We start from the raw sequence: 21,342 nt of genomic DNA on the forward strand, positions 1-21,342 counted from the left end.
TTAATCTCCCTGAGCCTGAGTCTGTAGTTGCGCGTCGAGCTGCTGGCGCAGCCGTTTTTTGTCCACTTTGCCGACCGGGGTCAGCGGCAGGCTGTCCACCTGAATAAAGCGATCCGGCAGTTTGAAGTCCGCCACGCCCTGTTCGCGCAGGTGGCGGCGCAGCACCACCGGCTTCAGCGGCGCGTTGGCGATGATATAGGCACAGCTCTTCTCCCCCATCAGCGCGTCCGGCATCGACACTAACGCGGCGTTGATCACGTCCGGATGACGCAGCAGCAGGTTCTCGATCTCCTCGGCGGCGATCTTCTCCCCGCCTCGGTTGATCTGGTCTTTCTGCCGCCCCTGCACGGTGATGTAACCGTCTTCGCTGATGCTGATCAGATCGCCGGAGCAGTAGAAACCGTCAGCGTCGAAGGCGTCGGCGTTGTGCGCCGGGCTCTGGTAGTAACCGCGGAAGGTATAAGGCCCGCGCGTCATCAACCGGCCGACCTCGCCCGCCGGCAACGGATTGCCGTCGTCATCCGCCACCCATACTTCGTCGTCCGGCGACATCGGCCGCCCTTGCGTCGTCAGAATGTGGCGTTCGTCGTCGTCCAGCCGGGTGTAGTTCACCAGCCCTTCCGCCATGCCGAACACCTGCTGCAGTTGGCAGCCGATTTCGTTCTGAATGCGCGCCGCCAGCGTTTCGCCTAGCTTGGCGCCCCCCACCTGCAGCAGTTTCAGGCTGGCGAGCTGGGCATTGCCGCCCCACTCTTCGATCGCCTGCAGCCACAGCGTGACCGCCGGCGGCACCAGCGCCGTCACGTTGATTTGGTGCTGTTCGATCAGGCGGAAGCACTGCGCGGCGTCCGGATCGGCGGCGAACACCACCAGCCCAGCGCCATAAAACACGCCCAGCACACCCGGCGAACTCATCGGGTAGTTGTGCGCCACCGGCAGCGCGCACAGATAGCGGGTCTGCGCGTCGAAACGGCAGATCTCCACGCTGCGGCGAATGCTGTAGTAGTAGTCATTGTGGGTACGCGGGATCAGCTTCGGCGTACCGGTGCTGCCGCCGGATAGTTGGAAGAACGCCACCTGATCGGCCGCGGAAGGCTGCGCGACAAAACCGTCGCTGGCTTCGTCCAGCCAGGCGGCCAGCGCCAGCTCGCCCTCGGGCTGGCTGCGCAGCGCCACGACGCGCAGCGAAGGATGCGCATCGCGGAAGGCATTCAGGAATTGATCGTCGGCAAACAGCCCGTGCTGGCGGTCGGCGATCAGCAGCGCCGGTTTGATCTGCTCGGCATAGGCATTCAGTTCGCTGCGCTGATGGCTGAACAGCGCGTTGACCGGCGCCACGCCAATCTTCAGCAGCGCGAAGAACACGATATAGAACTCCGCCACGTTGCCCAGTTGGACCAACGCGGTGTCGCCGGATTTCACGCCGCGGCGCAGTAAACCAGCCGCCAGGCGATCGGAACGCTGCTGCAGCTCGCGGTAGGTCAGGCTGCCCTGGGCATCGATAATCGCCGGGGCGTCGTTGTTGGCCTGGCGGTCGAGGATTTCGGTCAGCGGCTTGTCAGTCCAGTAGCCGCGCTCGCGATAGCGGCTGGCGAACTCCGCCGGCCAGGGGGTAAAGGCAATGCTCATCTTGTCGTTATCCTTGATTCATACCAAAGGCACGCAGAATGGTGCTGAGTTTGGTGCCTGTTTCATGCCATTCAGATTCGGGTGAAGAGTCTTCCACGATGCCGGCGCCGGCGAACAGCCGTACCCGATTGCCGTCAACGGTGCCGCAGCGGATAGTCACAACCCACTCGCCGTTGCCTTCGTCGTCGCACCAACCGACGATGCCGCCGAACAGGCCGCGATCGAACGGCTCCAGCTTGCCGATCAGGGCGTGCGCCTCGGCCGTCGGCATGCCGCACAGCGCCGGCGTCGGGTGCAGCAGGCAGGCCAGCGACAGGGCATTTTCGTCTGGAGACGCCGCCTCGCCGTCGATCGGCGTGGAGAGATGCCACAGCGTAGTGGTAGTCAACAATTCAGGGGTGTGCGGCACGTTCAGGTAGCGGCAGCGGCCGGCCAGCACGTCACGCATGCTTTCGGTGACGATGCGATGCTCGTGGCGATCTTTCGCCGAGGCCATCAGCCGCTCCCCCACTTCGCGATCGCGCTGCGGGTCGGCCTCGCGCCGGGCGGAACCGGCCAGCGGGTTAGAATAGAAACGGCCGCTGTCCTGGCGCAGCAGCAGCTCTGGGCTGGCGCCCAACAGCGCGCCCTGCTCCAGCGGCACATGGAAATGGAAACCGTGCGGATTCTGGGCAATCACGCGCGCCATCAGCGCATGGCGATCCACCGGCTGGCGCGTTTCGATCTCCAGCAGGCGCGACAAGACCACTTTATCCAGCTCACCGGCCTTCATCGCGTCGACGGCGTCGCTGACCATCTTCATAAACGGCTGCTGCGGCGGCAGCTCCGCCACGCCGGCCAGTTCAGGGCCGTTCGCCGGCGGCCGAACGCCGGCCATAAAGGCAGCGCGATCGAACCAGCGGCTCTGCTGCGGAATAAACAGCGCCGAAGGCTGCCGGGTATCGAACGGGATGGCACCGCACAGCAGCGGTTTTTTGATACCGGCCTGGCGGGCCTCGGCAAACGCCTGCCGCACGCTGCGCTGGAACTCGCCGTTCAGGTCGGCGCCGTCTGCGGCCGGCAGGCGAATGCGGCTGAAACAACCGGTAGTGGTCAAGCTGCGGAAAGGAGAGGTAAAGAAGAAGCCCGACGCCGGAGAAAAATCAGCGGCGAACCGGTGTTCTTCGCGCTCCTGTATTTCCTTTCGATTGATGTCGTTCACGGCAGTATCCATCGCTTCGCCCTCAAGGATTTGAAGTGATAACCAATATAATAATGATTATCATTTGAGTTAATTCCGCGCTAAATTACTCGCCGATATTTGCTATGTCAATAAACGTAAGCACTTCTTTCATTTCGAAATCATGACATAAACGCTGTGGGTTTTACGCATGCCGATGATAAGCATTGCTATTTGATCCCACAGCGTTGTCTTAACGCGTTCGACTACTTTTCTGTAGCGGGCTGCGGCTCCGGTTTGTGCAACGTCACCTGGCGCAAACCGGTCATGGCGAACAGCAACAGGATGCCGAGCAGCGCGGCGCCGAAGCCGAAACCGCTGGCGCTCATCGCCGGCAGCATGAAGGCGCCCATCGCCCCCAGCAGCAGTGCGCCCAGCGCATCGCCCACCACGTTCTGCGCCGTCCACAGGCCGTTGATGCGGCCGAGGAAGTTGTCCGGCGTCAGGCTCTGGATCAGGCCGTATTGCAGCAGCGAGTTCAGCGCGCTCAGGTAGCCGAACGCCACCAGGCACAGCAACGCCAGGCTGTACCACGGCATCAGGCCGAACAGGCCAATGGCGGCGAACGCCGCGATCGCCGTCAGCAGCATCACCCAGCCGGGGCGCGCCACGTGCGCCACGCGCCCGCTGGTGAACGCGCCGATGGCCGCGCCGAGCGGCACGGCGGCGTACATATAACCGAGGTGGGCAGCGTCGATGTGCCAGCTTTCCGCCATCGCCGGGTACAGCACGCGCACCGCGCTGGCCATGGTCAGCAGCGCGCCGATCAGCGCCACCATGCCGATCACCTTGTTCTGGAACAGGAAGGCGAAGCCGCCCGCCAGCGCGCGCAGCGGGTGTTCACGCGGCTGCGGTGGCGGCATTAGCTGCGGCAGGCTCAGCAGCGGCAGCAGCGTCAGCAGGGTGCCGAACGCCGCCAGGCCGTAGTTCCAGGCAATGCCCATATGGGCGATCACCAGGCCGCCAATCGCCGGGGAAAGAATCGAGCCGAAGCGCACCGTCAGCATGCTGATGGCGCCCGCCTGCACGATGTTTTCGCGGCCCACCAGCGCCGGCGTGGCCGCCAGCAGCGCCGTCACCCCCACCGCGCCGAAGAAACCGTCCCACACCGCCAACAGATAAATGGCCGCCAGCGAAGGCGACGGCAACAGGGCATTGAGGCACAGGCCGACGAAGCCGATGCCGCAGGTGGATCGCGCGAACAGGATCAACCGGCGCCGCTCATAGCGATCGGCCAATACGCCCCCCATCAGCAGCCCGGCGAACATGCCGCCGCCGGCCAGCGTCACCGCCAACCCGACCTGCAGGGTGGAACCGGTCAGCGCCTGGATCTGCACCGGGATGGCGATCGCCATCAACCCCAGCGCCACAATGGAGATAAAGCGCGCGCAGAACACCGCGCGGAAAGCCCGGTTAGTTTTCAACAGGCTGAAATCAAGCAGGATGGAGGGTTTGCTACTCATCGGTTGTTCACCACATCTTTAAACGGGGATTCTGCAATTGCGGAGCGCTATGCTAGCACAGATGACGAAATCAATAATGATAATAAAAATCATTGATATTCAATTGTGAGCAACCGCAAGAAACGCCGCCACACGCGGGGTAATCCCCGTGCCTGGCGGCGAGATGACGGGCGCGATCACAGCGTGCGCAAGATCCGGTTCAGCAGCGGCCCCAGCACTTTGAACGACGCCGGCGAAACGATATCGACATGCGCGCAGTCCAGCTCGTGCGCCTGCAGCGCATCGACGTATTGCGACCAGGTCTGCTGCACGTCCATCCCTTCCTGCAGCGTGCGTTTAGCGACGAACAGCGTCGCCTGGCCGTGGAAGCGAGCGGTACGCGTGTGCGACAGCAACCGCACCGAATCGGCGTAGTTGGCTTCGATGTTGTCGAACATCGCCGTGCGCGTCTCGCCCAGCGCCGGATCGAGCGTATCCTGCGACACCGCCAGAAACTGCTCGCGCTCGCGCTGCACTTCCTTCAACACGTTGTCGTCCAGCATCACGTCCCAGTTTTGGGTCTCCGGCGGATAAGTATCCAGCAGGCCGAGGAACGCCACCTCTTCGCCGCGCGCCTGCAGCCGGGCGGCGATGCCCTGGGCCAGCGTGCCGCCCAGCGAGTAGCCGATGAAGTGGTACGGCCCGTGCGGCTGGACCTGCAACACCGTCTGCAGGTGGGCATCCACCACCTGATCCATATCTTCGCTCAGCGCCAGCGGGCCATCCGGCCGCGGTGACTGGATACCGACCAGCGACCAGTGCTGATCGAGATAGCGCGGCAATACGCTGAACTGCCAGGAGAAGCCGGACGCCGGGTGCAGACAGAACAGCGTCGGCCCCTCGGTGACGCGCAGCGGCAATACGCTGTCGAAGCCGCTGCGATCGGCCTCTTCCTGCGTGCGATCTTCCGCCAGCAAGACAGCCAGTTGCTCGACGCGCGACGCCACCATCACCTGGCCGACAGACACCGCCTTGCCCAGATCGCGGCGCAGCTCCGCCGCCAGCCGCATCGCCAGCAGCGAATGGCCGCCGAGCGCGAAGAAATCGTCGTCGGCGAACACCTGCTCGCGCTGCAGCAAACGGGCGAACACCGCCGCGATCTCGCTTTCCAGCCCGGCCTGCGGCGGCCGTCCTGCCTTGCGCTCACCGCCCTGCGGCTGCGGCAAGGCCTTGCGATCCAGCTTGCCGTTGGCACTCAGCGGCAAATCACTCATTTCCACCAGCGCCACCGGTACCATGTGCGGCGGCAGACGGTCGGCCAGGGCCGCGCGCAGGGCTTGCGCATCCCAGCTCGCGCCAGGCTGCATCACCAGATAGCCCACCAGCTGGCGCGCATCGCCGCCGGCATCCACCGGCGTGCCCTGCAGCACCAGCGCGTGCGTCACCGCCTGGCGCACGCCCGGCAGCGACAGCAAGGCGTGGTCGATTTCACTCAGCTCGATACGCTGCCCGCGGATCTTCAGCTGATCGTCACTGCGGCCCAAATATTCCACCGTGCCGTCCGGCAGCCAGCGCGCCACGTCGCCGGTGCGGTACATGCGCCCGCCCTCGCCGAACGGATCGGCGACAAAGCGGCTGGCGGTCAGATCCGGCCGGCCCAGGTAGCCGTGCGCCAGCTGCACGCCGGTCAGATACAGATCGCCCGCCACGCCCGGCGGCACCGGCCGCAGGCGCGCGTCCAGAATGCGCAGCCCGGTGTTCCATACCGGCAGGCCGATCGGCACGTTGGCGCCGGTCACTTTCGCCAGTGCGTCGCCGTAAGCCGGATGCCAGGTCACGTCCACCGCCGCTTCGGTCGGGCCGTAGAGGTTGTGCAACGGCACCGCTGTGCGGCTTTGCCACAGGCGGCACAGCTCCGCCGGCAGCGCTTCGCCGCTGCAGAACACCTGGCGCAGCGCGGCGCAGTTCGCCACCGCCGCGTCGTCGTCCAGTGCGGCCACGAAAGCCGCCAGCATCGACGGCACGAAGTGCATCGTGGTAATGCGGTGTTGTGCGATCAGCTGTTGCAGCTGCTGCGGATCGCGATGCGCCTCCGGCGGCGCCATCACCAGCCGGGCGCCGACCATCAGCGGCCAGAAGAATTCCCACACCGAGACGTCGAAACTGCACGGCGTTTTCTGCAGCACCGCGTCGTCCGCCCCCAGCGGATACTGGTGTTGCATCCACAGTAGGCGGTTGACGATCGCCTGATGGCCGACCAGCACGCCTTTCGGGCGCCCGGTGGAGCCGGAGGTAAAGATGATATAGGCCGCATGGTCCGGCGTCGGGCCCGCGATCGCCACCCCGGCGGCGTGATCGGCCGCCAGCGGCGCGTCATACAGCAAGATTTCGCCCTTGTCGGCGAAACGCGCCTGCTGCGCCGGGTTAGTGATGACCAGCCGGGGCGCGGCGTCTTCCAGCATCATCGCCAGCCGCTCGTCCGGATAACCGGTGTCCAGCGGCAGATAGGCGGCGCCCGCTTCCACGATCGCCATCAACGCCAGCGACAGGAACACCGAACGCGGCAGCGCCACCGCCACGATGTCGCCCGGCCGCACGCCCTGCGCCACCAGCTCGCGCGCCAGCGCCGTAACCTGCTCGCGCGTTTCGCGGTAGGTGAAATTGAAATGCGCATCCGCCAGCGCCGGTGCGTCCGGCGTGGTTTGCGCCTGCTGCGCCAGCAACTGGCTCAGCGTGGTCGCCGGCACCGGGTGCGCCGTGTCGTTGACCCGCGCCAGCAGCGCGTGATCGTCGGCGGTCAGCATATCGGCTTCGCCGATCGGCAACGTTGCCTGCGCGGCGAACTGCGCCAGCAGCAGCGGCAACCGCTGCAGGTGCGCCTGCAGTTCCTGGCGGCTGTAACGCTCGGCGTTGGCCAGCAGCTCCACCTTCAGCTGATGGTGTTCGTCGATAAACAGCGCAATCTCCAGATCGCGCACCGGCCCGGAGGCCAGATCGTGGGTAATGCCTTCGATACCGGCGAAATCCAGCTGGTAATCGAACATTTTGAAGTTGAAGACCGTGCCGTACAGCGGTTCGCCGTCGCCGATGCGGCCCAGATCGCGCTGCACCTGTTCGGCGTCGTAGCGCTGATGGCGGCGCACCGTTTTCAGCTCGCGGCTGATGCGGGTGGCAGCCTCATACAGCGTGGCCTGCGGCTCGAGGTGCATCTCCATCGGCAACACGTTGATCACCGGGCCGGCAGCGCACAGGGCGGCCGATCCGGTGCGGCGCATAAAGATAAAACCGGCGCTGAAGCTCGGTTGGCCGCTCAGGCGCGATACCCACAGCGCCACCAGCGCCACCGCCATATCGGCGGCGTTCAGCTTCTGCTGTGCGCCACACTGCACCAGTTCGGCGAAGGCCTGCGGATCGCAGCGCTGTTCCAATCGATGGATGCGCGGCGTGGGCGTTTGCCCAGCCAGCGGCTGCGGGCAGAGCGTGGCCGGCGGCGGCAACTGCCGCGCTTTTTCGCGCCAGAAATCGGCGTCGCGTTGCCAGGCCGGCGCCTGCCGGTAAGCCTGGTATTCCGCCACTACGTCGCTGAACGCCGTGAAAGGCGTCGGCTCCAGCGCGTCACCGCGGCAAAGGTGGGTATAAATCGCCGCCACGCGGCGCGCGATGGCGGTGAAGCTGAAACCGTCCACCAGCAAATGGTGATAGCGCTGATACCAGAACCAACGGTCATCCGCCAAACGCATCACCACATGGCGATACAGCGGTGCGCCGCTGCCGGCGCGCAGATCGCTCGCCAGATCGATGTCCATCAGGGCACGCGCGGCGGCTTCAGGGTCCGGCGACGTCGTCAGATCGACAAGTTCCGGCTCGTACACCGCCAGCGCGTCGTCCAGCCATTGCACCGGCACGCCGTCGCGTTCCGCAAAACGCAGGCGCAGCATGTCCACCTCGCTCAGGCCCTGGATGATGGCCTGCAGCAGAGGCTCTACGGTGACAGGGCCGTTGAGTTCGATGGCATGTGCGACCGCGTAGGCGTTGCGATGCGGGGAGATTTGATCGGCGACCCAGATGCCGGGTTGCGCCGCGACCAACGGCCATTCGCCCGCAAGCGCCGGGCCGCTGAGAGAGTTAGGGGTGTGTGACACTGCTTATTGCTCCCGTGATTACCTGGCGCCGGTCACGCCTCGCGTGCTGCGACCGGCAGAATGTCTTGCCAATGCTGTTCCAGCCATTCGGCGCACGCGGTGTGCGCCGCCGGGCCAAAGACGATCGTCCAATCGGACGGAATGGCGCGGAAATCCGGCCACAAACTGTATTGTTGTTGTACGTTGCGCAGCACCAGGCTGCGCTGCTGTTGATCATCGAACGGATTCAGGCTTTCCATCATGTGTTCCTCGTGCCGCCGCCGATGCCGGGTAAGCGGTGGCGAAAGCGGAAGCCCAGACCGCCTGCAGCCCATCGGTCAGGCCGCTGCGCCAACACAACGCGTCGTGCCCGCCTTCCACCACCCGGTAGTGCACCCGATGGCCGGCGTCACTCAGGCGTGCCGCCATTTCGCCGCTGACCCGATGCACCAGCTTTTCCTGCGTACCGGCTTCCATAAATACCTTCAGCGCGCCGTGGTTGCCCAAACCGTGCCGTTCCACCTGCTGCATCAGCCAGCAGGCATCGTCGGGAATGCTCGGCAGCTGCAGCATGTCGCGCCGCGGCCACCAGTAGGAACCGGACTGGGTGATCACCGCGCCGAAGCGCTGCGGCCAGCGCAGCCCGGCATACAGGGAAGCCAGGCCGCCAAAGCTTTGCCCCGCCACCACCGTGTCGGCCGGTTTGTCGCTGTGCGGCGCCCAGTCGGCCAGCTGCGGCATCAATTCTTCCTGCACCGCCAGCCAGAAATCGTCCTTGCAGGTTAATTCTCGCGCCCGGTGCGGCAGATCAATGATGTCGATCAGCACATACACCGCTTCCGGCAACGCCCCCTCGCGGGTCAGCTGCATCAGCGGCTCCCAAACCGGCATCTGCTTCGCCCAGAACTGGCCGTCGAGCAGGATCGCGAGCGGGCGCTCGGTCGGCTTACTGTCGCCGGTCGTGTAGATCCAGACGTCGCGGCTGTTGCCCAGGCGCTCACTGCGCCAGGTATGGCGCTGCAAACGCGCCGGCAGCGGCGGCGTGCAGCGCCCGCTGGCGATCTCATACTCGTCGAACGAGCGCCATACCGGCTGCGGCGGCGCATCCGGCATGTGCAGGCCGGAGACGCTGTGGCCGCTGGCGCTTTGCCAGGAGCGATAAGGGTTGAGCAGATCGGGGGTGGCGCTGGCGAACACCTGATGCCACCAGTGGCGCAGGTTGTGCATGTTGGCGTGCGCATCGTCGCCGCTGAACGCCGGCGGCCGCTCGTCAAAACAGGGGATAAAGCAGTAGCTGCCGCGCCAGGCGCCGCTCAGCTCGGTCTGCCAGTACCACACGTCGGTACCGGCCAAACGTTGCAGGCTTTGCGGCGGATTCGGCTGGTGATGGTCGGTCAAGCAGTTAATGTTAATCCACACGCGACGGTAGGCGGAGGTCAATTCGCATCCCTGAGGATCGCGCCAGAAAAAGGTGGTTCGCCAACGGCCGTTACCCGCCGATTCTACCCATGGCGTACCGCGCCGTGCCACCGTCAACCACCACCCTGGACTGCCCGCATTGCTGCTGGCCAATAATCTGCTGCTTTCTGACTGTAGTTCTGTATTCACAACGCCTACCCATTTTGTAGTTGGCGGCACCGGGAACGTCGACTTTTCCCTATCGCCGGCCACCGCCCGAACGCACTGTACGCCAAATACTATTGATAATAATTTGCATTTGCAATAGTGTGTAAGGCTTGGAGATCGTGCTGGTATTGCGCGCAACGGACAGGGATCGGGGATACATCAATGGCATCCCTTGCCGCAGCCGATTTTCTATTTCCGACTACACAAAAACTACAACCGCCCTTCCCCCCGTTCGGCGAGGGATGGCAGCAAGGTAGGACACTCAAATGAAAAGCAAGCTATCACGTTATTCTTTAGCCACTCTTATCGGCTTGGGATTGGGCGCGTCCGCGTTCGCCAACGCCGCGCAGCAGACCGACACCCCCACCACGGAAGAAAACAGCGGCACAGCGGATAAAAAGCCGCGCGGCGAAGACACCATCGTCGTGACCGCCGCCCGGCAGAACCTGCAGGCGCCGGGGGTGTCCACCATCACCGCCGAAGAGATCAAAAAACGCCCGCCGGCGCGCGACATCAGCGAACTGATCCGCACCATGCCCGGGGTTAACCTGACCGGCAACTCCACCAGCGGCCAGCGCGGCAACAACCGCCAGATCGATATCCGCGGTATGGGCCCGGAAAATACCCTGATTCTGATCGACGGCAAACCGGCCTCCAGCCGCAACTCGGTGCGTCAGGGCTGGCGCGGCGAGCGCGACTCGCGCGGCGATACCGCCTGGGTGCCGCCAGAAATGATCGAGCGCATCGAAGTGCTGCGCGGCCCTGCCGCAGCGCGCTACGGCAACGGCGCCGCGGGCGGCGTGGTCAACATCATCACCAAGAAGGCCGGCGATGCGCTGCACGGCTCGCTGAATGGCTACTTCAACGCGCCGCAGCACAAGCAGGAAGGCGCCACCAAGCGCACCGACTTCAGCCTGTCCGGCCCGCTGAGCGACTCCCTGAGCTTCCGCCTGTTCGGCGGCTACAGCAAAACGCAGGCCGACGCCTGGGACATTAACGAATCACACAAGTCCGAACGCGTAGGCGCCTACGCCAACAGCCTGCCCGCCGGGCGTGAAGGGGTGGTCGATAAAAACATCGACGCCTTGCTGCACTGGGACTTCGCCCATCTGCAGTCATTGGAGTTCGAGTACGCCTATGGCCGCCAGGGCAACCTGTATTCTGGCGATACCCAGAACACCAACACCAATGCCCTGGTGCAGAGCAACTACGGCAAAGAGACCAACCGCATCTACCGTGAAACCTTCGGCCTGACCCACCGCGGCGCCTGGGACAACGGCGTGAGCACCAACAACTACGTGCAGTTCGAGCGCACCCGCAATACCCGCCTGAACGAAGGGCTGGCCGGCGGCACCGAAGGCATCTTCGACACCAAAAATACCGGTTTCGGCACCACCAAGCTGGACGACTTCCTGGCGCACAGCGAAGTCAGCGTGCCGTTTGAGCTGGGCGTTTCACAGACCGCCACGCTGGGTACCGAGTGGACCCAACAGCGGATGAAAGACGGCACGTCCACCAGCCAAACGCTGATGGGCGGCACTATTCCCGGCATGGGCAACGGCACGCGCAGCCCTTACGCTTCCGCGCATATCTTCTCGCTGTTCGCCGAAGACAACATCGAGCTGACCGACACCACCATGCTGACGCCGGGTCTGCGTTACGATCTGCATTCAGAATCCGGCAACAACTGGAGCCCGGCGCTGAACCTGTCGCAGGAACTGGGCGACTACTTCACGCTGAAAATGGGCATCGCCCGTTCTTACAAGGCGCCGACCCTGTACCAGACCAACGGCAACTACCTGCTGTACAGCAAAGGCCAAGGGTGTGCGGGCAGCGATGTCAGAAACGGCTGCTACCTGCTCGGTAACGACGATCTGAAGGCGGAAACCAGCGTCAACAAAGAGATCGGGCTGGAGTTCCATAACGAAGGCTGGCTGGCCGGCGTCACCTACTTCCGCAACGATTACCACAACAAGATTGAAGCGGGTAACTCGCGCATCGCCACCAGCAGCACCGGTACGGCGGTCTATCAGTGGGAGAACGTACCGAAAGCGGTCGTACAAGGGCTGGAAGGCTCGTTGAACGTGCCGGTCAGTGAGACCGTCACCTGGAGCAATAACGCCACCTACATGATCGAGAACAAGAACAAGACCACCGGCGATTACCTGTCGGTGATCCCGAAGTTCACCGTCAACTCGACCCTCAGCTGGCAGGCTACGCAGGATCTGTCGATGCAGTCCACCCTGACCTGGTACGGCCGTCAGAAGCCGAAGAAGTACAACTACCAGGGTAAACCGGCCACCGGCGGCGAAACCCGCGAGGTTAGCCCTTACGCCGTCGTCGGCGCCAGTGCGACCTATGACCTGACCAAAAACGTCAGCGTCACTGCCGGCATCGACAACCTGTTCGACAAACGCCAGTTCCGCGCCGGTAACGCGCAGAACGTGGGCGACCCGATTACCGGCGCTATCAACATCGCCGGCGCGGGCGCGGCCACCTACAACGAACCGGGCCGTACCTACTACATGAGCATCAACACCCACTTCTGATGACATGACCCAACGACAAAGGGGGGCTCAGCCCCCCTTGAGGTAAATGACAAAGCGGATGACGTTGCCGGGCTTTCATTAGGCGACAGATAGAAAACAAGGAAAATCAATTCATTGATTTTCGGCTGATAACCACAAAGGAGGAAAATCCACGCTTTTTCCTCCTTTGTCAGCCACTAGAAAGGGCGCCGCGGCGCCCTTTTTTTATATTTATATTCAGTTACCTGGTGTGCAGTTGAATGCGCACCACGCTTTCCGGCTTGCCGGCCTTGGTGGAGGCACCGTCGTTTTTCACCGTCACAAACAGCGCGTCGCCTTTCGGATCCAACGCCAGACTGTTAGGGTGCGGCGGCAGGTCTACGGTTTGCAGGCGTTTAAGCGTTTTGGCGTCGAACACCGTCAGCGTGCCGGCGCCGTGATCCACGCGCACGCCTTTGCGGTTGGCGACATACAGCCGCTGGCTGCGCTCGTCGAGCAGCAGGCCGATCGGCACCTCATCCGTCAGCTCGCTGGCCAGCACTTTGCCGCTGTCCGCATCCAGCGCAAACACCCGGTGGCCACTGCTGCGCTTCACGTAGTCGTGCCCCAGATGATGGTTACGGTAGTCGTCGCGATCGATACCCTGATCGACGCCCAACAGGCGATTGCTCGCCGGGTCATACACCAGGTTCAGCAGCTGATCGGCCTGTACTTCGTGGGTGGCGGTGATCGCCAGCGTGTCGGCGTTAAGGGTGATCACCTGCCCCTGCATGTTGGAAACGAATACCCGACGGCCCTTCTCATCCAGCGTGATGCCCACCGCGTTGTAGCCGAAGCCCGGGATCACTTTCTCCAGCTTGCCGGCTTTGGTATCGACCACGTACAGCACGCTGTCGACGCCGAAACCCAGACCCGGCAGGAACAGACGGCCGCTTTGCGCGTCATACTTGAGCTCTCGGAGGCGGTACAGGTAGTCCTCGGTGATTTTGAATTTCTTCAGCTCCGCCAACAGGAAATCCAGACGCTTGCCGCTGATGCCCGCCTGCTTGTAAGCCTGCTCCAGCACCGCTTTGTCCAGCAGCTTGATGCTGCCCAGCGCGTGGTTGGTAGTGGTGTCCACCACCCCGACTTCGCCGTTGAAGGCCTGCGTCAGGTACAGGCGATTGCCCGCGTCGTTCAGCGCCACGCCGAAGCCTTTCACCTGCAGTGGGATCTCTGCCTTGATCGCCAGGGTGTTGGGATCCAGCCGCAGCACGCGGGAGCGCGCCTCTTCCTTCCAGTCCGGCGCGCTGACGAACAGCGCCTGTTGCGAGGTGCTGTAGGCCATCTCCACCACCGTCGACGATAGCGCCTCGCGCTTGATGTCCTGCGGTTTGATGCCGACATCGTCCGCCTGCGCGGCGCCGGCGACCACCAGAGAGGCCGCCACCAGTAGCGACAGTAGCGCGCGCGGGGTTGCTAGGGTTCCAGACATCCTTTTATCTCCTTGAAAATCATGCTTTCGGTTAGAGTGAAACAACGTCATGCCTGCGGCCCGGGCGGCAGCGCCGCCAGAGCGATATCGCCAGCGATGTGCTGCTCAAACTGGGTAAAGACGTGCTGAACGCCATCGGCGATCAGATTGGCCTGCTCCCGGCTGTAGTGGTCCTGACGGTAGGTCATCATCACCCGCAGGGATTTCTTCCCGGCCAGATCGTCTTCCATCACCTCAAACTGCAGGCCGAGCAACGATTCGGCTTTCTCCGGCTCCACCTGACGGTAGGCGATCGTGCTGCCGTCCTGCAGCCGGAACTCGCCGTTCAGCTTGATGCGGCTGTGGATCTGGATGAACACTTCGAACATGTGGTTCTTGCGGTCGGCGTCCACGCCGAACAGCCCTTCTTCCACCAGATCGATCGGAATGTCGGTGTACGGCAGCGAGCCATTGATGGTGTTTTTCACCTGGCTGACCAACCCGGCCACCGTCAGCCCCTCGTCGAAGCGCACGCGGTGCACCACCACGGTGGTGAAATAGCCGACGGTATCGAAGAACTCGGCGTCGTTACGGCCGGAAGTCGAGGTGCCCACCAGCAGATCCGCCGGGCCGCCCAGCAGACGCAGCGCCGAGGTAATCCCGGCATACACCACGTTGAACAGCGACGCGTTGTTGCGGCGGGCAAGCTGATACAGGCCTTCCGCCACGGCAGGATCGACCTCGAACTCCAGCCAGCCGCCGTTGACGTCCGCCGGTGCCGGCACCGCCGGATGGGTGGATGCTTCTTGCCGGAAGATCGGCTGGCCGACCGGCGCGCCGCGCAGCGCATCAAGCCAGTAGTCCAGATGTTGCTGCTGCACCCCGGAGGCCCGCTGCTGCCGGGCGAAAGTGTGGAACTGCGGCGGCTGCCCGCTCCACTGCGGCGCCTGGCCGACGACGCGATGGCGATAGGCGATGCCCAATTCGTCCATCATCAGGTTGAGCGACCATTCATCCAGCACCACATGGTGGAACAGCAGCGACAGCAGCTGTTGGCCGTTGTCCGCATCGCGCAGCAGCGTGGCGCGCAGCGGCAGCTCGGCGGCCAGATCGAACCGGTGCTGGCCGGCGTCGGCCAACAGGGCGGCGGCATTACCCGCCGGCGTCTCGTGAGAGAAGCGGAACCACTGATAATCCGGCAGTTCTGCGGCCGGCACCACCACCTGCACCACCTCCCCCTGCTGCTCGACGAAGCGTGAACGCAGCACGGTATGGCGAGTCATGACGTCGATAAACGCCTGGTGCAGCGCCGTTTCGTCTACCGCATCGAAGAAGCGAAGAGAGAACGGCAGGTTGAAAATCTCGTCATGGCCGAAGGCTTCATACACCTTCCACAGCGATTCCTGCGCCAGCGACAGCGGCGCCTGCGCCCCCTCATGATCGTCGGCGATCGCTAGCGCGGCATTCGGCTGCGCAACGTTCAGGCGTTTGGCGTAGCCCGCCAACCCGCGCGCCGTCGGATGACTGAACAGATCGTTAATGTTGATTTCGATCTGATGCAGGCTCAGCAAGCGGCCGATCACCCGGGTAGCGACCAGCGAATGGCCGCCGCGATCGAAGAAGTCTTCATCCAGGGTCATTTCCGGCGCCACCAGCGCCTCACGGAACTCCTGCAAAATCAGCGGCGCAACGCTTTCGTCGGCGTCGCCGTTCGCCGCCGGCGCGGCCATTACAGGGGAAACGGCCTCAGCCACCGGCAATGCGACGGCAATTCGCTGCCCGGCCAGGAACGCGCTGAACTGCTCCAGCAGGAAAGGCGCCGCGTGCGGAGACAGGCGCGGGTCGGTGACCAGCTCCAGCGTTAACGCTTCCGCTTCGGGCAAGCCCAATAGCAGCGCCAGTTCAAACGGCGTATGCAGCGGCGGCAGCAACAGGCGTTCGGCGTGAACGCCTTCCAGCCGCCACTCTGCGGCCAGATCGTCACGCCAGGCCACCAGCAACTGCGCCCGCTGCGGATCCGGCTGTTCAGCCACGGCCTGCGCCAGCAGCCGCTGCCCGACGTCGCCCTCGCCATGCTGCACGGTCAGGCGCATCAGCGGCGCCGCCGTCAGGCCCAGATCCAGGCCGACGAACTCTGCCGTTTCTGCGGCCGGCACGCACAGCTGCACCGCTTGGCCGCCGGCCTGCGCGGCGACGAACTCGGCAAACCGTGCCGCCACAGCCGCCAGCAAGGCCCGCGGCGTGTCGTTGGCGGGCAACAGCGAGCGATCAATGCGTGTGACCACGCGCGCGCCCACCGGCGGCAACGCTTCAGTACGCTGCGCCGGGCTGCGGTAATCCTGCAGCGAGACCGCCTGGCGCGCCCAGGGCAGCTGTGGCGCCGGGATTTCCGGCAGCTCGACCGGCGCCGCCGCGAAAGGCAGAGGCATCGCATCTCCGTTATAGCGGGCGGACAGCATCGCCGGCAGATGGCGCCACGGCAGCGCTTCCGCCAGGATGTCATGCAATACCACGCCCAAAATCACGTCATCGGCAGGCGTGAGCAACAGCAGGCAGCGCAGCGGCGCTTCGCTTTCCAGTTCAAATGGCGCCGCCTGCACTTGCAGCAGACGACAAATGGCGTGTTGTTCATCCGCCACCTGACGCAGGCTCACCGGCAACGGCGCCGAATCGGCAGCGCGTTTAACCAAACCGTTTTCGTCATCAAAAACGTAACGCACGTTCACGCCCGGCGTTTCCCGCACCAGCGCTTGCAGCGCCGCCGTCAGTTGGGCGATATCCACCTCTCCCGTCAGGCGCCAGGCCAGCGCCCGCTGCCCGCGTGCGTCACCCTGCTGCAGATGGGCAAACCATGCCCGTTCTTCGGCTTCGCTTACCGGCCGCTCGCCGTTCGCCGACGGCGCGCCCAGCGCCTGAAACGCGCTCTCCAGCCGCTGGGCCTCTTCATCGCTCAGAATGCTGTCAAAATCACCGATCACTGCGTTATCTCCTTTGCCCGGCCGTGCCGGGATAGCGCATAAAACGGGGGACATTCGTCCCCCATCATCGCGATAGCGTTAGAAATTCAGCTCAACCGCTGCGCCGACCAGGCGGCCTCGCTGGAGAGTCGCCGTGTAAATGTCATTGCTTCTGACCATCTCACGACGGTCGGAATCAAACAGGTTTTTCGCATACAGCGTGGCGCGACCGTAGTCGAAGGTGTAAGCCAGCTGGGCGTTAGCCGTCCAATAGGAGCCGATGCGCCCGCGCGAGTCGTTGTCGTATTGCGAATAGTAGGAGTCGGTAAACGCCACGTTGCTACTCAGCTCCCATCCTTTCAGGAACTGATATTTGGCCCCCATGTTGGCGGTGTAAGCCGGTGCGCGCGCCAGCTCATGCCCTTCCACGCCGCTGCCCGAGAACTTCTTGATGTCGGTTTTCAGCAGGCCGAGGTTGCCGAACAGCTCGAAATCCCAGCGCGGCTGCCAGGTGGCGCCGATTTCCGCACCGTAGGTTTCCACCTTGTCGGCGTTGCGGATCACGCTGGAGTTCTCACCCAGCGAGTACGGCAGCTGCATGTCTTTGTAATCGTTGTAGAAGATGTTACCTGTCAGCACCACGTTGGCGTCTTTCAGGTGATGGCGGGTGTACAACTCGTAGTTCCAGACATACTCGGAACCGTAGGTGTAGCTGACCACCGGCGTGCCGATCGTGATGCCGCCGCCGCCGGCGTTATAGCCGCGGGCGATCTTGGCACCGTAGGTTTGGGTATCCGTCGGTTTCCAGGCCACGTCCAGCTTCGGCAGGAACACGGTGTAGGTTTCGTCGAAATCGATGCGCACCGCCTGGCTGCCGCCGTCGCGGCGACGGTGTTCGCGTTCCAGGCGGCTGGCGGCAGTCACGTCCACCTGCGGCGTCAGCGCATAGGTCAGCTCGGCGAACGCCGAATGGGTATCGGTTTTATCTTTGAAGGTCGATCCGCCGAAGATGTTGACGAACTCATCCTGCGTGCCGTGGAAGTAACGCAGCCCCGCTAGCCCGTGCAGGCGGCTGTCCGCACCGCCGAAGCGCACCACCGGCTCCACGTGAACTTCCTGGCCGTCGATCTCGGCGTATTGGATGTTGTAAGCGGTCGGACGGTTGATGTTGAAATCGGTATAGATAACGCGGTTTTCAAACGTCAGCGCATCAGAGGCCTCCCAGGCCAGATCCCAGATGGTGCTGTTCATGTTGCTTTTGAACACGGCGCGGCGCGGATCGTGGCGCGGGTTGGTCGGATGCGGCTGCGGGTTGAGGCTTTCGTTCTGTGGCGCGGTGCTGCCGAAGTGGTTAAAGGTCAGCTTGGTGGTCAGATCGCGCAGGCCGGCCGGATTGAACAACAGCTTGGCACGGGCGGTGGTGGCTTCCACTTCGCGTGGATCGCCCACCGGCGCATAGGCCGGCAGATCGGCTTCGCTGCGGCGGCGCTGGCGATCGACGCTGACGCGGAACGCCAGCTGATCTTCCACCAGCGGGCCGGACGCCATGGCGGCCAGCTGTGAAGAGTGCTGGTTGCCGGCCCCGCCCTTGAAGGCGCTTTCCCATTCGAAGGTCGGATCTTTACTGGCCATGACGATGGCGCCGGCGATGGCGTTGCGCCCCTGAATGTAGCTTTGCGGGCCGAGGAACACTTCGACGCGATCCAGATCCCACAGCGACTGTGGGCCGAAAGCCTGTTCGTTATAGGTCAGCGAACGGCCATCCAACGACAGATTGAGGCGCGGACGGGTGCCGCTGAGGAAGGCATTGGCGCCAACGTTCGGGCCGGAACCGTCGATGCCGCGCACGGTCGGTAGTTCGTTGCCGATGCCTAGATCCACCACGTTGGGGGTCATGCGCAGCAGATCGGGGATCTGCACTGCGTCAGGCATCGAGGCGATGCGGTTGCTGTCGAACACCTGCACGCTGGAGCCGGTGTCGAAAATGGAACGTTTGATCTTCTCACCGGTGACCAGCAGCGTTTCCGCGTCCTGGTAGGTTTCGTTGCTCTTGGTTTCCGCCGCGTTGACGTTACCGATCGCCAGTGAACAAACCCCTAAAAATACGGAGGAAAACGCCCCAATGGCTTTCAACCCCGCCTTTTCCCCGTTTCCTACGCTTTCATGCCGTTGAGCCGCAAAATGCTTGCCCATAGATGTCTTCTCCTTTCATCCCAGAGGTGCACAAAATTTGATTTTTTTTTACACAACCTACATCGACACTCACACAGACCATGACGCTGCGGCCTTCCCGGCCTTGCTGTTGCTTATCCCTGCGGCAAACCCATGCCTTTCGCGGCCGGACGGGCGCGGCCCCGTCCACGGCTAAGCCGCCGGCGGAGCGGCCGGCAGCTTGTATAAAAACGTAAAATAATGTTAAGAATGATAATATTTTGCATTTTCTAATGCAAATCATTATCAACAAAGGTGTGAGGCCTGACAAGATAACTGCCAGAAACCCTTATACTTTCGCAGGAAAAACGAGCGCTGCAATAACAAGCAATCATTTCAATGCTAAGAATAATATAGATAAATTATTCACACCCAATGCCCTCACTGCCCGGCGTCGCTAAAACACCTTATAGATAGCACCCGATCGCCAAATGGATCAAATAATAATAATTTTCATTCCTATTAACATTTGGATATATTCTTGCAGTCTCGTTGGCTGAATCAAAATGGATACCCGATGAAAGCTTTGACCACGATGCAGGCCGCCTATTGGGTAGGCCGACAGTCCGCTCCTCCCCTCGGCGGCATGGCCGCCCACCTGTATGCGGAATTCGACGGCGGCGAGCTGGATACCGCTCGGCTGCGCCAGGCCGTCGAGGCGCTGTACCTGCACCATCCGCTGTTACGCCTGCGCATTACCGACGATGGCCGGCAGACGATCGCGCCTCCCGGCCCTCGGCACGCCTTGCATCTCGACGATTGGCAGCACGCCGATGAAGCAACGCTGGCAGCCGCGCTCGCCGCCAAACGCCAGGCAAAAAGCACCCAGCTGCTGCCGCTGGAACAGGGCGTGCCCTGCGATATCAGCCTGAGCCTGTTGCCGGAAGGGCGCAGCCGCCTGCATGTCGATCTCGACATGATCGCCGGCGATGCCATGAGCTTTCGCCTGTTGATGGAGGATCTGACGGCGTTTTATCACCAGTGTCCGCTGCCCCCCTCCGATGACGCACCAGCGGCCTACTTTGATCACCTCGAACGACGCGACGCCGACGAGGCGCTACGCCAGCGGCGCGAACGCGGCCAGCGTTGGTGGCGTGAACGCCTGGCGCAGGTGCCCCCGGCGCCGCGCCTGCTGCGCACGCCGGACCGCTGCCGCAGCGATCGCCTGGCCGTACAGCTGAATGCAGAAGAAAGCCGCGCGCTGGAGAATGTCGCCAAGCGGCACCACACCTCCCTCTCTACGCTGTTTTTAACGCTGTTCGCACTGGCCGTCGGCCAGGGTTGGAATATGACGCGCTTCCGGCTCAACGTGCCGCTGTTCCACCGCGAAAGCGAACGGGAGGACGCGCATCGTCTTATCGGCGATTTCTCTAACCTGGTGCTGCTCGGCGTGGAGCTGAACCCGACGGAAAACCTGAGCGCTTTCTGCCGGCGCCTGATGGCACAGCTGGCAGAGCTTATCGAACATGCGGATTACCCCGGCGTGAGCGTGATGCGCGATCTGTCGCGCCTGCACGGCAGCCTGCAGCCTTCTCCGGTGGTGTTTACCGCCGGTTTCGGCATCCGCGGCAAGACGCTGTTTTCCGAACGGGTCACCGACACCTTCGGCCGTCTCGGCTGGGTCATCTCTCAAGGACCGCAGGTTGCGCTGGATGCGCAGGTCGCCCACGTCGACGACGGCATTCTGATTAACTGGGACGTGCGGCTGGACGCATTCCCCGAGCACGCGCTGCCGCGCCTGCTGGCCTGTTATCGTGCGCTGCTGCACCTGGCCGCACGGCAAGCGGAGGCTTTCGATCGCCCGCTGTCACAGCTGTTGGCGCAATGCACACCCGACGCGCTGGCGCAGCAGGCACCGGTGCGCCAGGTGCTGCACCGGCTGCTGGCGCGGGTGGCTCCCGAGGCCAGCTTGCACGACCACGACGATATCCACCACTTGGCCCTGCCGGATGCTGGGGTGAACGCGCTGCTGACGGTGCTCAACAAATATCTGGCGGCGGCGCTGACGGCGCAGGATCTGGCGGCGCATCCCTCTCCGGCGGCGCTGGCGGCATTGATCTGCCAACGCTCGCCCGAGGCAGGACGGAATGCGAAAACGCTGCTCGCCGCGCTGGCGCCGCAGCACTGAGATTTAATCGGTTAGCGACTATAGGGAA

The 21,342-nt window shown here is 63.4% G+C and carries 11 protein-coding genes; 2 read left to right on the plus strand and 9 right to left on the minus strand.

The features are described from left to right. From BVU99_RS11495 to fes, 6 genes are all read right to left on the minus strand, one after another. Nucleotides 1-1,629 carry a (2,3-dihydroxybenzoyl)adenylate synthase gene (locus BVU99_RS11495; RefSeq protein WP_099817641.1) on the minus strand — a complete coding sequence of 543 codons (1,629 nt, stop codon included), beginning with the start codon at nucleotides 1,627-1,629 and terminating at the stop codon, nucleotides 1-3. 7 nt (nucleotides 1,630-1,636) lie between these two features. After that, entirely contained in the window at nucleotides 1,637-2,842 is a 1,206-nt protein-coding gene (locus BVU99_RS11500; RefSeq protein ID WP_099817640.1) for an isochorismate synthase, read from the minus strand. A 212-nt stretch (nucleotides 2,843-3,054) separates the two neighbouring features. Beyond that, nucleotides 3,055-4,311 carry an enterobactin transporter EntS gene (entS, locus tag BVU99_RS11505; protein ID WP_033649954.1) on the minus strand — a complete coding sequence of 419 codons (1,257 nt, stop codon included), beginning with the start codon at nucleotides 4,309-4,311 and terminating at the stop codon, nucleotides 3,055-3,057. Between the two features lie 176 nt (nucleotides 4,312-4,487). Beyond that, a complete protein-coding gene (locus BVU99_RS11510; protein ID WP_099817639.1) occupies nucleotides 4,488-8,432 on the minus strand; it encodes an enterobactin synthase subunit F in 3,945 nt (1,314 codons plus the stop codon). Between the two features lie 32 nt (nucleotides 8,433-8,464). Next, on the minus strand, nucleotides 8,465-8,671 hold the full coding sequence (locus tag BVU99_RS11515; RefSeq protein WP_099817638.1) for an MbtH family protein: 207 nt from the start codon (nucleotides 8,669-8,671) through the stop codon (nucleotides 8,465-8,467). Further along, a complete protein-coding gene (gene fes / locus BVU99_RS11520) occupies nucleotides 8,646-10,019 on the minus strand; it encodes an enterochelin esterase (protein WP_099817637.1) in 1,374 nt (457 codons plus the stop codon). Before fes ends, BVU99_RS11515 begins: the two co-directional genes overlap by 26 nt. Nucleotides 10,020-10,303: 284 nt before the next feature. Here fes and BVU99_RS11525 point away from each other — a divergent pair, with 284 nt between their 5' ends. After that, on the plus strand, nucleotides 10,304-12,586 hold the full coding sequence (locus tag BVU99_RS11525; protein ID WP_099817636.1) for a TonB-dependent siderophore receptor: 2,283 nt from the start codon (nucleotides 10,304-10,306) through the stop codon (nucleotides 12,584-12,586). 220 nt (nucleotides 12,587-12,806) lie between these two features. Here BVU99_RS11525 and BVU99_RS11530 read toward each other — a convergent pair whose 3' ends face one another. The 3 genes from BVU99_RS11530 to BVU99_RS11540 form a co-directional block, all read right to left on the minus strand. After that, nucleotides 12,807-14,039: a hypothetical protein gene (locus tag BVU99_RS11530; RefSeq protein WP_025304962.1), complete on the minus strand. Its 1,233-nt coding sequence runs from the start codon at nucleotides 14,037-14,039 to the stop codon at nucleotides 12,807-12,809. Between the two features lie 47 nt (nucleotides 14,040-14,086). Beyond that, the gene (locus BVU99_RS11535) at nucleotides 14,087-16,996 is read right to left on the minus strand and encodes a condensation domain-containing protein (RefSeq protein ID WP_099817635.1); all 2,910 of its coding nucleotides are present in this window, start codon (nucleotides 16,994-16,996) and stop codon (nucleotides 14,087-14,089) included. Nucleotides 16,997-17,074: 78 nt separating this feature from the next. Beyond that, nucleotides 17,075-19,168 carry a TonB-dependent receptor gene (locus BVU99_RS11540; RefSeq protein WP_025304960.1) on the minus strand — a complete coding sequence of 698 codons (2,094 nt, stop codon included), beginning with the start codon at nucleotides 19,166-19,168 and terminating at the stop codon, nucleotides 17,075-17,077. Nucleotides 19,169-19,703: 535 nt separating this feature from the next. Here BVU99_RS11540 and BVU99_RS11545 point away from each other — a divergent pair. Then, complete coding sequence (locus BVU99_RS11545) at nucleotides 19,704-21,314, plus strand: condensation domain-containing protein (protein ID WP_099817634.1); 1,611 nt, start codon at nucleotides 19,704-19,706, stop codon at nucleotides 21,312-21,314. The last annotated feature ends 28 nt before the right edge of the window (nucleotides 21,315-21,342 follow it).

It is taken from the genome of Serratia sp. OLAL2, from assembly GCF_002752475.1.
Lineage (GTDB): Bacteria > Pseudomonadota > Gammaproteobacteria > Enterobacterales > Enterobacteriaceae > Serratia > Serratia bockelmannii.

Excerpts from the sequence above, each read along its gene's own strand:
- BVU99_RS11495 (WP_099817641.1), bottom strand. The coding sequence starts at position 1,629 with ATGAGCATTGCCTTTACCCCCTGGCCGGCGGAGTTCGCCAGCCGCTAT.
- BVU99_RS11500 (WP_099817640.1), bottom strand. The coding sequence starts at position 2,842 with ATGGATACTGCCGTGAACGACATCAATCGAAAGGAAATACAGGAGCGC.
- entS (WP_033649954.1), bottom strand. The coding sequence starts at position 4,311 with ATGAGTAGCAAACCCTCCATCCTGCTTGATTTCAGCCTGTTGAAAACT.
- BVU99_RS11515 (WP_099817638.1), bottom strand. The coding sequence starts at position 8,671 with ATGGAAAGCCTGAATCCGTTCGATGATCAACAGCAGCGCAGCCTGGTG.
- BVU99_RS11525 (WP_099817636.1), top strand. The coding sequence starts at position 10,304 with ATGAAAAGCAAGCTATCACGTTATTCTTTAGCCACTCTTATCGGCTTG.
- BVU99_RS11530 (WP_025304962.1), bottom strand. The coding sequence starts at position 14,039 with ATGTCTGGAACCCTAGCAACCCCGCGCGCGCTACTGTCGCTACTGGTG.
- BVU99_RS11540 (WP_025304960.1), bottom strand. The coding sequence starts at position 19,168 with ATGGGCAAGCATTTTGCGGCTCAACGGCATGAAAGCGTAGGAAACGGG.
- BVU99_RS11545 (WP_099817634.1), top strand. The coding sequence starts at position 19,704 with ATGAAAGCTTTGACCACGATGCAGGCCGCCTATTGGGTAGGCCGACAG.